The following is an 11,896-nucleotide window of genomic DNA, read 5'->3' as shown; positions in this document are numbered from 1 at the left end:
CGCCGCCCCGGCGGCTCAAGGCCTGCCAGGTCCGATCAGCACGGCGGCGCGGTAGGCGGGATTGCCGTACCAGGCCATCCTGTCGAGCTGCGCCGCCATCACCGGAAGGTCGTGAACATCCGTCGGCTGCTCCTGCCGGTCGGGTTCGATCCAGGGGTCGTTGAGGAAATAGATGCCGTCGCCATGGCCGTGGGCCAGCACCCAGTGCGGACAGGTGTAGCCCATCATCGGCGCCTGATCGATCAGCACCAGCGCCAGCAGGCCGCGATCGAGCGCCTGGCCGATCTCCTCGATGGCGAAGGCGCGGGGCGCAACGGGAATGCCGGACGCAACGGCCTCGCGCCTGAAGCCGGTCTGCACGAACTCCATCAGGCCGCGCCTTTCCGCCGAACTGGCGCGGTCGAGGAAGATCGGGTCGGCGCTGCTCATGAACACTTGCGCCCGCAGCCCGCGCCGGTGTGCCGCCAGGGCCAGGCCATAAGGGTCGCAGCCGCCGGGGCCGCTTGGACCGATGATGGTCGTGGCCTCGCGCCAGAGTGCGACCTCCAGCGCCCGGTCCGGCAGCAAGGCCGGATCGAGGCCTGCCATCGCCATGGCGAGCGCCGACGGCCCGCAGGTGAAGCCCGCCGTCTGTGGCCAGGATGGCGGTGTCCGTTCCTGCGGACGGGTCGGCTCGATGCCGATCCAGCGTTGCAGGAACCCGTCCCGGCGCTCCCACTGGCCGCCGATCCGCAACACCGTCTCCTCGTCGGCGCGCAGGCAAAGCACATCCTGCCCGAACGCTTCCTTCTCCAGCGTCTCCAGCAGGCGCGGGCCGTCCGTGGCCGTGAAGCCGGCGGCGGTCCAGGCGAGCACGATGCGCATCATCGCCGCCGCCGGCCGGCGCTGGCCGACGACGATGGCCAGCGGCCGTCCTTCGGGGCTGTATTGCACCACGCCGGCGACGCCGGCGTTCTTGCGCAATTCCGCCAGCCGGTCGGCGATCGCGGCCGGCACCGCCGCCGGCAGACTTGCCCACACGGCCGCGTCCTCCGCCGCGAAGGTCGTCATCCTCGCCCTGCTGTTCAGCCACGCATTCGACATGGTTCGCCTCCCGCCAGGACGAAGACCGGCAATTTCGTCACGCCGCCAGCAGCCCTTCGCGCCGCAACTGTGCGGTCACCACCTCGGTCGCCTCGCGCAGGATGCCGGCCAGCTCGTCGATTTCGGCCTTTGTGATGATCAGTGGCGGCGACATGATCACCATCGAGCCCATCGGCCGCACCATCAGCCCGCGCGGCATGGTCTCGCCGATGATGCGCTGGGCGATCCGCCAGGCCTGCGGCGGCACGGTCTTGGCCTGCTTGTCGCTCACATATTCCACGCAGGCCATGAGATGGCTGCCGCGGATGTCGCCGACGATCGGCGAATCCAGCAGCGGCCTGAGCGCCTGCAGGAAATAGGGGCCGACCTCGCGCACGTGGCCGCAGATATCCTCGCGCTCCATGATTTCCAGGTTCTTCAGGCCGGCGGCGCAGGCCACCGGATGCGAGGAATAGGTGAAGCCGTTGGCGAATATCCGGCCCTCGGTCGTCTCGGCGATCTCCTGGTAGATCCGGTCAGAGACCATCACCGCGCCCAGCGGCACGTAGCCCGACGTCAGTCCCTTGGCGCAGGTGATCATGTCCGGCACGATGCCATAGACCGGCTCCGAAGCGAAGATCGCGCCGTTGCGGCCGAAGCCGGTAACGACCTCGTCCGAGATGTAGAGCACGTCATGGCGACGGCAGATTTCGAGCGTGCGGCGGTGATAGCCCGCGGGCGGCACGATGACGCCGCCGGAAGCCAGGATCGGCTCGGCGATGAAGCAGGCGACGTTTTCAGGTCCCAGTTCGAGGATCTTGTCCTCAAGCTCGCGCACCTTCTCGTCGAGGAATTCCGCCTCCGTCATGCCGTCCGGGCGCCGGTAGGGATTGGGCGCCGGTATATGGTGGATGGTGTCCTCGACGAGACTGATCAGCCCCCGGTCCGACGGCTTTCCCGACAGCGAGGCGCTGAGATGCGTCGAGCCGTGATAGGCGAGGTCGCGCGTGATGACATGGCGCTTGTCCGGCCGTCCGGTGACGTTGAAATAGAAGCTCGCCAGCCGCATCGCGGTATCGACCGCGGTCGAGCCGCCGGTGGTGAAGAACACGCGGTTGAGGTCGCCCGGCGCATAGGCGGCAAGCTTTGCCGCCAGCTCGATCGACGGGGTGTTGGAGAGGAAGCCGAAGGGCGAATAGTAGCAGAGCTTCTCGGCCTGGGCGGCAATCGCCTGCGCCATCTCCTTGCGGCCATAGCCGATGTTGACGCACCACATGCCGCCGATGCCGTCGATCATCTCATGGCCATTGCTGTCACGGACATGGACGCCGTTGCCTTCCTCCAGGATCAGCACCGGCTGCTCGCGGAAATCCGTCCACGGATGGATCAGGTGGCGCGCGTCGAGTGCGGCGCGCTGGTCGTTGGCGAGATCCTGTGGCGGCATGGCTGGGCTTCCTGTTTATGGCGCGACCGCGCCTGCGTTTTCAGTTGCGGCCTGCCAATATTCTCGTAGACTGATTGATCAGTCAATGATGTTGTATGCAGGTACAGGCAATGGCTTGAAGACAAGGACAATTTCCGATCGGGTGGGAGCCATCGACTGTCGAGGTCAGCGCTGCCCCTCACCTGCCTGCCGGCATCCTCTCCCCGTAAACGGGGCGAGGGGCGCTGTTGTCGCCGATTTCGCCAATCGCCGGCATCGCAGAAAATGCGCCGGCGTTGCGGCCAGCCCCTCTCGCCCCGTTTACGGGGAGAGATGTCCGGCAGGACAGTGAGGGGCGGCGCCAACGTTCGGAAAGGGCTACCAGCAAATTCCAGCGGTTGCCTGCACGCACCGCCGCCACCAAACATTGCTTAGCCGGTCGAAAACCGGATACGAAATCGTTCCAAGGGAGAACCGGCACCGTTGACCAAGCCTGACAAGAAGACCCGCGATGCTGAAAAGGTTGCCCGGCGGCGACAGAGCCTCACCCAGGCAGCCATCACCGTCATTGCCCAAAAAGGTCTGCCCGGCGTCACCCTGGCCGACGTCGCGCGCGAGGCGGGCTGCGGCTACGGCCTGGTCTCGTTCCATTTCGAGACCAAGGACCGGCTGCTGCTGGCCGCGCTCGACGCGCTGGTCGAAGAGTACCGGGCGGCATGGCATGCGCGCAGCGACGCCCACGCGGATGCCGCGGCCAAGCTCGAAGCCCTGATCGACCTCGACCTCGGCTCCGATGTGACCGACGACCGGCACATAGCGGTGTGGACGGCATTCTGGGCCGAGACTTCGCGCAATGCCGACTACAGGGCCCGTTTCAGCGAACTCAACCGGGCCTATATGGCGCGGCTCGAACCGCTCGTCGCCGCGCTCGCCGCCAGCGAGCCGCCGGCCGCCGACGTCGGGCTGATCGCCGGTGGACTCAGCGCCATCTTCGACGGTCTCTGGGTCGAGAGCCAGATCGGCGACGGGCACGGCAACGCGGACTGGACGCAGGCGCGCCGCATCTGCCGAGCCTATCTCGGCGCTTTCTTCCCGAAAAGTTTCGGTACCGAAACGGACCGTCTGTCATGAGCCTGCGCAAGCTGCTGCCGTCGCCCAACGCGATCTTCATGTTCGAGGCAGCCGCACGCCATCTCAACTTCACCAGCGCGGCGCGCGAGTTCAACGTCACCCAGTCGGCCATCAGCCGCATGATCGCCCGGCTCGAAAGCCATCTCGACGTGAAACTGTTCGTGCGCGCGCCGACCGGCATCGAACTGACCGACGATGGCCGCCTGCTCTACGGCGCCGTCGGCAGCGGCTTTCAGCAGATCGAGATCGCGCTGGACGATATCAGGGCCCGCCAGGGCGAAGCCGGCACGGTGACGCTGTCACTGTCGTCGGCTTTCGCCATGCACTGGTTCATGCCGCGCTTCGACCGCTTCCAGGCGTCCTTTCCCGGCATCGACCTGCGCTTCCAGCTGGTGCGCGGCGAGCCGACCGGCCCGATCGAGGACGTCGACCTCGCCATCCGCTACAACCAGCCGCCGAGCGCCGAGCAGCAGAGCTGGGCGCTGATGGAAGAGGTCGTGCTGCCCGTGTGCAGTCCGGCCTATCTGGACGAGCACGGCAGTCTCGACGATTGCGGCGATCTCAGCCGGCATACGCTCGCCCATCTGTCCGGGGCATTGCGCATTCCCTGGCAGCGCTATCTCTCGCAATTCGATTATCCGCAGCCCACGGGCAGCCGCAGCCTGACCTTCTCCGACTACACGCTGGTCATCCAGGCGGCGATCAAGGGCCGCGGCATGGCGCTCGGCTGGTGGCATGTCGTGGCGCACGAATTGATGCAGAAGGGTCTCGTCAAGGGCGCCAGGCATGAGTTGCGCACCGGCGACCACTATTACCTGGTGGCAACGGCCAGGCGTCCGCTGCGCAAACCGGCGATCCTGGTGCGCGACTGGCTGCTCAACGAAATGGCCGAGCTGAAACGCGAGACCTTGAGCGGTTGATCCCTCGTCAGGGCCTGTCGGCTCGCGCCCCATGACTACAAGTCATCGCCTCCTGACTATTCGGAGCGTGCGCGATCGTCATGCGACTCTATAGTCGGCGTGGATCCGATCCGCCCGGAAAACATAAAAAGCGGGATGGGCGGAACGAAGGCTTCGGGAACAAGCCGTGGGAGCAGAGATTTGGCCGGAACCATCGCCGCCCTTGGCGGCATGACGCAAGTGCGGCATCGCCTCGACCCGCTGCTGCGGCCGGCGTCGATCGCCTTCGTCGGCGCTTCCGTTCGCCCCAACACGCCCGGCAACACCATGGTGCGGGCCGCGGCGATGGACGGCTACAAGGGTCGGCTCTACGCCATCAACCCGAAATACGATGTGGTCGAAGGCGTGCCGTGCTTCCCCGACTTCGCCAGCCTGCCCGAAATGGTCGACCATGTCGTGCTTGGCCTGGCCAATGACTATCTCGAAGAGGGCTTGCTGGCCGCCGCGCGCCATGGCGCCCGGGCGGTCACCATCTTTGCCAGCTGCGACCTGACGGGAGCGGCCAACGACCCGCTCGCCGGCCGGCTGACCGACATCGCCCGCGAGGCCGGCATCGTCATCTGCGGCGGCAACGGCATGGGTTTCTGCAACCCGCAGATCGGGCTGCGCGTCTCCGGTTTCGCCGCCGACCTCCCCATGCGGCCCGGCGGCGTCGCCTTGATCACCCAGTCGGGCTCGGCCTTCTCGGCGCTCGCCTACAACGACCAGCGTCTGAAGTACCAGCTCTGCGTCTCGAGCGGCCGCGAACTGACGACGACGACATCAGATTATGTCGACTGGGCGCTCGACCAGCCCGCCACCTCCGTCATCGGCCTGTTCCTGGAAACGGCGCGGCGGCCGGACGATTTCGCCCGCTGCCTGGAAAAAGCCGACCGTCTCGGCATCCCCGTCGTGGCGCTGAAGGTCGGGCGCACCGAGCTCAGCGCCGGCTTCGCCGCCAGCCACAGCGGTGCCATCGCCGGCGACGATGCCGCCTACGAGGCTTTGTTCGAAAGATGGGGCGTGGCGAGCGTCGACACGCTGGACCAGCTCGCCGCCAACCTCACTCTGTTTTCGGCCGGCAGGCGGGCGGCGAAAGGCGGCCTGGCCAGCTTGCACGATTCCGGCGGCGAGCGCGAAATGGTCGCCGACCTCGCGGCAAGGGCCGGCGTGCCGTTCGCGGCCATCACGGAGCGGACCCGCGAGGGATTGCGGCTCCATCTCGACAGCGGCCTGCAGCCGGCCAATCCGCTCGATGTCTGGGGCTCCGGCCTCGACTTCGAAATGCATGTCGAGGCCTGCATGGATGCCATGCTGGCCGACCCGGACACGGCCATCGGCGTGTTGTTCCAGGATATTCGTGACGGATCCTACATCGCCGAGGGCTTCACCCGCGCCGTGATTCGCTCCAGCGCCAAGACGAACAAGCCGGTCTGCGTCGTCAGCAACTACGGTGCGGTCAACCACCGCGCGCTGGCGCTCGCCACGACAGAGGCCGGCGTGCCGGTCATCGACGGCACCGACGAGGGCCTGCACGCCATCCGCAGCCTGCTGGCGTTCCGCGACCGGCGCGCCGTCAGCCACACCTATCCGTCCGCCGTGGCGCGCGATGTCCGCGAGCGCTGGCGCCGTAGGCTCGCCCAGCCAGGCGCGCTCGGTGAGAGCGAGGCGCTGGCCTTGCTGGCCGACTACGGCATCGCCACGCCGCGATCGATCGCCGCCGCCACGCTGGACGGTGTTCTCGCCAGCGCGCAAAAAATCGGCTTTCCCGTCGCGCTGAAGACCGCCGCCCCCGGCATCCAGCACAAATCCGATGTCGGCGGCGTCCATCTCGGCCTCGCGGATGAGAGCGCGCTGGCGGATGCCTATACCGGGATGGCGGCGCGGCTCAGCCCGCAGGCGCTCGTCGCCGAAATGGCGCCGAAGGGGGTGGAGATCGCGTTCGGCCTGGTCAGCGACCAGCAGTTCGGCCCCTATCTGGTCGTCGCCTCCGGCGGCATCTGGATCGAGGTGCTGAGAGACCGCGCCGTTGCCCTGCCGCCGCTCAGCCTCGAACAGGCACGCGACCTGATCGGCAGGCTGAAGGTCAGCCCGCTGCTCGACGGCGGCCGTGGCCAGCCCGCCGCCGACAGGCCGGCGCTTGTCGCCGCGCTCGCCCGCTTCTCGATGCTTGCCGCCGATCTCGGCGACCTCATCGACGAGATGGACGTCAACCCGCTCATGGTTTCAGACCGCGGCTGCATCGCCGTCGACGCGCTTGTGGTCGCCGCGAAGCCGGCCGCTCGTCACGATACACACATCAGGGAAATGCCATGAACTTCGACCTCAGCCCGCGTGAAAAAGAACTGTCGAAAAAGGGGCGCGACTTCTGCGACCAGGTGCTTTTGCCGCTGGAGATGATCACCGACGAGCATGGCGAATTGCCGATGGAGCGCCGTGAGGCCGTCCGGCAACAGGTGCGTGACTGGGGCCTCGCCGGCATCAATCACAGCAAGGAAAATGGCGGCCTCGGCCTGACCATGGTCGAGCAGACGGCGATCGAGGAACAGCTCGGCCGCGTCACCAACGGCCTGTGGAGCTGCGTCTGGCGTCCGCCGGTCAGCCTGAAATTCGGAACCGAGGCGCAGAAGCGCGACTATCTCGTCCCATCCTCGCACGGCTACCGGCGCGGCGCCTTCGCCATCACCGAACCGGAGGCCGGCTCCGACCCGCGCCGGGTCAAGACAGGCGCGGTGCTGAAGAACGGCGAATGGCATCTCACCGGCGAGAAATGGTTCGTCACCTCCTACAACGCATCCGACTTCGTCATCGTCCATGCCCATGTCGACGACGATCCCGACAAGCCGACCCTTTTCCTGGTCGACAAGCCGGTGAACAACATGGTGCATCTGCGCTCGCCGAAATTCATGCATAATTTCGCCTTCGACCACGCCGAGCTTCGCTTCGAAGGCACCACCGTGGGCGAGGACAAGATGCTGGGCCGTATCGGCCAGGGCCTGGAACTGACCAAGGACTGGTTCGTCGAGGCCCGCCTGCAGATCGCCTCGCATGCGGTCGGCGCCGCCACCCGCGCCGCCGAGATCGCCAACGACTATGCCACCACGCGCCACCAGTTTGACCGGCCGATCCGCGATTTCCAGGGCGTCGAGTTCATGCTGGCCGACATGGCCATCGACATCTTCGCCGCCAAGTCGATGCTCTACCGCGTCGCCTGGGAGATCGACCAGGGTCTCGACCGCAAGCGCGTGCATGCCCATGCCAGCGCGCTGAAACTCTATTGTTCGGAAGCCGCCGGCCGGGTCATCGACAAGGCGCTGCAGGTGCTGGGCGGACGCGGCTACATGCGCGAGAACCCGGTCGAGCGGCTCTACCGCGACATCCGCGTCGACCGTATCTGGGAGGGCACGTCGGAAATCCAGCGCGTCGTGGTCGCCGGCCAGATCCGCAAGCGCGGCATGGGCGTGTTCAGCGAGGTTGCCTGGGCGTGACCGCTGCCGGCACCCATACTCAACCGAAAGCGCGGGCCGCGTTGCTGTCGCGCCGGCATGCCGAGACCGCGTTCCTGCTCGGCCCGGCGCTGGTCGTGCTGGCGCTGCTGTTCGTGGTGCCGCTGGCGCGGCTGTTCTCGCTGGCTTTCATCGATCCGGCAGGGCCGTTCGCGACCTTCGGCGTGCTCGCTGAAAGCGCGGTCTATCGCCAGGTGATGTGGAACACCTTCGTCGTCGCCGTGATGGTGACGGCGCTTTGCGTGCTGCTTGCCTGGCCCGTCGCCTACGTCCTGTCGCGCCTCGAAGGCGTCTGGTTCGGCATCGCGCTTTACGGCGTGCTGTTCCCCTTCTGGATCTCGGTTCTGGTGCGCACCTTCTCCTGGATGCTGCTTCTGGAGCGCAACGGCCCGATCAACCGGCTCCTGATGAGCGCCGGCATAACCGAGGCGCCGCTGGCGCTGCTGTTCAACAATGTCGGCGTGCTCATCGGCATGATCCATATTCTCCTGCCCTACATGATCCTGCCGCTCTACGGCGCCATGGTCCGCATCGACCGCCGGCTTCTGCTGGCCAGCGACGGGCTGGGCGCCAGCCTCGTCGACACCTTCCGGCGCATCTATCTGCCGCTCTGCCTGCCCGGCCTTGCCGGCGGCGCCACCTTCGTCTTCCTGCTGTCGCTCGGCTTCTTCATCACGCCAGCGCTGCTTGGCGGCTCGAACGCCATCACCCTGTCGATGCTGATCGCCAGCTTCGTCAACGACCGGCTCGCCTGGTCGCTCGCCGCCGCCGGCTCGCTCGCCCTTCTGGCGATCGTGCTGGTGCTGATGGGACTGGCCGCCCGGCTGCTGCCGATCGAGCGGGGGCTTTTCGCGCGATGAACCGGCTGCCGCTCCTCCTGCGCATTGCAGCCAATGCCGGTGCCAGCCTGGTGCTCGCCTTCCTGGTGCTGCCGATCCTGGCCGTGGTGCCGGCCTCCTTCAACAAGGCGAGCTTCATCTATCTGCCGCCGCGCGCCTGGTCCGGGGTCTGGTACGAACGCTTTCTCGCCGATCCCGAATGGCACACATCCCTGGTCAACAGCGTCGAGGTCGCGACGCTGGCGACCATCATCGCGGTGGTGCTCGGCACCCTTGCCGCGATCGGCCTGCGCCGCATCGATGGACGGCTGCGCATGCTGGTCACCGGCCTCTTCCTGGCGCCGATGATCGTGCCCGTCATCGTCACCGCGGTGGCGCTCTACCGCAGTGCGCTCGATGTCGGCCTCTCCGGCACGATCCTGGGCATGAGCCTTGGCCACGCCATACTGGCGCTGCCCTTCGTCGTCATCAATGTCGGTATCGCGCTCCGCGCCGTGGACGACAACTGGCTGCGCGCCGCCGCCGGTCTGGGCGCCAGCCCATGGCGGATCTTCCGCACCGTCACCTTGCCCAACATCACGCCGGGCATCGTCGGCGGCGCCATCTTTGCCTTCATCACCTCCTTCGACGAGGTCATCATCGCCGTCTTCATGGCCGGCTACGCCTCCAAGACCTTGCCGGTGAAGATATGGGAATCGATCCGGCTTGAATTCACGCCGGTCATCGCGGTCGCCGCGACGGTGATGATCGCACTCGCCATCATCCTGTTCGCGCTGGCGCAGGCATTCAGCCGCCAAACTGGCAGCCGCAAAACCGGGAGCCCGAGCCGATGACTCAATCCGTAGTACACACCGGGCAATCCTTGCGCCTCACCGGCGTCTCCAAAAGCTATGGAAGCTTCAGGGCGTTGGAGCCGACCGATCTCGATGTGGCGGCCGGCGAGTTCCTGACGCTGCTCGGGCCTTCGGGTTCAGGCAAGACGACACTGCTCAACCTCACCGCCGGCTATGTCGAGCCGACGGCGGGCGAGATCCGCATCGGCGAACGCGACGTCACCCGCCTGCCCGCCCGCCATCGCAACATCGGCATGGTGTTCCAGAACTACGCGCTGTTTCCGCATATGAGCGTCGGCGAGAACGTCGCCTACGGCTTGAGCGTGCGGCGCCTGCCCAAGCCCGAGATCGCCAGGCGCGTCGGTGAAATCCTGTCGCTGATGCGTCTCGACGGTTTCGCCGACCGGGCCGTGCAACAGATGTCCGGCGGCCAGCAGCAGCGCGTGGCGCTGGCCCGCGCGCTGGTCATCGAGCCCGACGTGCTTTTGATGGACGAGCCGCTCGGCGCGCTCGACAAGCAGCTGCGCCGCTCCGTGCAGCTCGAACTGCGCCGGCTGCACCAGAAGCTCGGCCGCACCACCATCTATGTCACCCATGACCAGGAGGAGGCGCTGGTGCTCTCCGACCGCATCGCGGTGATGGACGGTGGCCGCATCCAGCAACTCGGAACGGTCGACGATCTCTACGACCGTCCCGTGAATGCCTTCGTCGCCGGCTTCATCGGCGAATCCAACCTGTTGCCAGTGCGCGTCCTCTCGGCATCAGGCGGCCAGGCGTCCGTCGATGTCGAGGCCTTCCGCAGGACGATCGCCGTCGACGCGGCACCCGGCACCGCAGCGGGCGAGCCGGCGCGGCTCTTGCTCCGGCCCGAACATGTCGAGCTCGATCGCAACGGTGAGGGCGTCGCCGCCGAGATCGTCGAGGTGATCTATCTCGGCGAGCTTACGCAACTCACCTTGCGGCTGGAGAGCGGCCAGACGCTTGCCGCCCGCCAGATCACCGACCGCGCCTTGCGGGCGGGCGCCAGGGTGCATGTCACCTGGAAACCGGGCCATGTCCGCGCGGTTCCGCATTCCCCATCCAAACCCACCAAAACGGAGAAAGCTGATGCATAGGCGTACTTTCCTTCTGACGGCAGCGGGCGGCGTGCTGGCCGGCGCGGCGGGTCTTCCCCGGCTGGCGCGCGCGGCGGACCGGCCCTTCACCTTCACCTCCTGGGGCGGCGCGCTGTCCAATGCCGAAAAGGCGGCTTTCATCGATCCGTTCGGCCAGCTCAAGGGCATCCCGGTGGTCAACACCTCGCCGACCGAGACCGCCAAGATCAAGGCCATGGTCCAGGCCAAGGCGGTCGAGTGGGACCTGGTCGACGTCGGCGGGCGCACGGTCTGGCAGGGCGCCAATGAAGGCTTCCTCGAACCGATCGACGTGTCGAAGATCCCCAATGCGGCGGCGCTCGAAAAGGGCTGGGTCGCCCCCAACGGCATCGCCACCTCGACCGGCGCCACCATCATGGCCTGGTCGAAGACCGCCTTCCCGGATGCCGGCCCGCAATCCTGGGCCGACTTCTGGGACGTGAAGCGCTTTCCCGGACCACGCGGCCTCTACCGCTTCTTCTACTACAACTACGAGGCCGCCCTTCTCGCCGCCGGCCTGAAGCATGAAGAAGTCTTCCCCTACACCACCGAGAAGGCCGATATGGCTATGGCCAAGATCAAGGAGCTGAAGCCGCATGTCACCGTGTGGTGGGGCAGCGGCGCGCAGCCGCCTCAGCTGCTCTCCTCCGGCGAGCTGGCGCTGTCCTCGGCCTGGAGCGGCCGCGTGCTGGCGGCGGAAGCGGAAGGCGCGCCGGTCGGCTTCACCTACAAGGACGGCATCGCCTGGGCGAATTGGTGGGTCATCCCCAAGGGCTCGCCCAATGTCGAACTGGCGCATGAGGCGATCAACTTCGCGCTGGCGGATGCCCAGCAGGCGAAACTGCTGGAGCTCAAGACCTATGGCCCGGTGCTGAGCAGCGCCACATCGGGGGCCGATGTGGAGACGAAGAAAATCCTCGTCATGTCGCCGGACAACATCAAGGAGATGCTGATCCTCAACGAAGGCGAAGCCGACAAATATTCGGTCGCCTATGAGGAAAAGTGGAACCAGCTGATGCTGCAGTAACCCC

10 protein-coding genes are annotated in these 11,896 nt (G+C 66.8%); 8 read left to right on the top strand and 2 right to left on the bottom strand.

Annotated elements, in window-relative coordinates; translation table 11 throughout:
- Positions 1-15: 15 nt before the first annotated feature.
- Together FFS37_RS07360 and FFS37_RS07355 are read right to left on the bottom strand one after the other, a co-directional pair.
- The gene (locus tag FFS37_RS07360; protein ID WP_137930281.1) at positions 16-1,083 is read right to left on the bottom strand and encodes a peptidase C39 family protein; all 1,068 of its coding nucleotides are present in this window, start codon (positions 1,081-1,083) and stop codon (positions 16-18) included.
- 37 nt (positions 1,084-1,120) lie between these two features.
- The gene (locus FFS37_RS07355; protein WP_137930280.1) at positions 1,121-2,506 is read right to left on the bottom strand and encodes an aminotransferase; all 1,386 of its coding nucleotides are present in this window, start codon (positions 2,504-2,506) and stop codon (positions 1,121-1,123) included.
- Positions 2,507-2,968: 462 nt separating this feature from the next.
- On the opposite strand from FFS37_RS07355, the gene FFS37_RS07350 reads away from it, so the two are divergent.
- The 8 genes from FFS37_RS07350 (at position 2,969) to FFS37_RS07315 (ending at position 11,892) form a co-directional block, all read left to right on the top strand.
- On the top strand, positions 2,969-3,616 hold the full coding sequence (locus tag FFS37_RS07350; RefSeq protein ID WP_137930279.1) for a TetR/AcrR family transcriptional regulator: 648 nt from the start codon (positions 2,969-2,971) through the stop codon (positions 3,614-3,616).
- Positions 3,613-4,536: a LysR substrate-binding domain-containing protein gene (locus tag FFS37_RS07345; protein WP_137930278.1), complete on the top strand. Its 924-nt coding sequence runs from the start codon at positions 3,613-3,615 to the stop codon at positions 4,534-4,536. The genes FFS37_RS07350 and FFS37_RS07345 overlap by 4 nt, the downstream gene beginning before the upstream one ends.
- Before the next feature lie 180 nt (positions 4,537-4,716).
- Complete coding sequence (locus FFS37_RS07340; protein WP_171026206.1) at positions 4,717-6,870, top strand: acetate--CoA ligase family protein; 2,154 nt, start codon at positions 4,717-4,719, stop codon at positions 6,868-6,870.
- The gene (locus FFS37_RS07335) at positions 6,867-8,042 is read left to right on the top strand and encodes an acyl-CoA dehydrogenase family protein (protein WP_137930276.1); all 1,176 of its coding nucleotides are present in this window, start codon (positions 6,867-6,869) and stop codon (positions 8,040-8,042) included. The genes FFS37_RS07340 and FFS37_RS07335 overlap by 4 nt, the downstream gene beginning before the upstream one ends.
- A complete protein-coding gene (locus FFS37_RS07330) occupies positions 8,039-8,920 on the top strand; it encodes an ABC transporter permease (RefSeq protein ID WP_232375592.1) in 882 nt (293 codons plus the stop codon). The genes FFS37_RS07335 and FFS37_RS07330 overlap by 4 nt, the downstream gene beginning before the upstream one ends.
- Complete coding sequence (locus tag FFS37_RS07325; protein WP_137930275.1) at positions 8,917-9,732, top strand: ABC transporter permease; 816 nt, start codon at positions 8,917-8,919, stop codon at positions 9,730-9,732. Before FFS37_RS07330 ends, FFS37_RS07325 begins: the two co-directional genes overlap by 4 nt.
- Positions 9,729-10,847: an ABC transporter ATP-binding protein gene (locus tag FFS37_RS07320; protein WP_137930274.1), complete on the top strand. Its 1,119-nt coding sequence runs from the start codon at positions 9,729-9,731 to the stop codon at positions 10,845-10,847. Before FFS37_RS07325 ends, FFS37_RS07320 begins: the two co-directional genes overlap by 4 nt.
- Positions 10,840-11,892, top strand: coding sequence for an ABC transporter substrate-binding protein (locus FFS37_RS07315; protein ID WP_171026205.1), 1,053 nt, complete (start codon positions 10,840-10,842; stop codon positions 11,890-11,892). Before FFS37_RS07320 ends, FFS37_RS07315 begins: the two co-directional genes overlap by 8 nt.
- Positions 11,893-11,896 lie beyond the last annotated feature (4 nt).

Source organism: Mesorhizobium comanense, from assembly GCF_005503535.1.
In the GTDB taxonomy this organism is placed as follows: Bacteria; Pseudomonadota; Alphaproteobacteria; order Rhizobiales; family Rhizobiaceae; genus Mesorhizobium; species Mesorhizobium comanense.
This window is presented reverse-complemented; position numbering and strand designations above follow the sequence as displayed.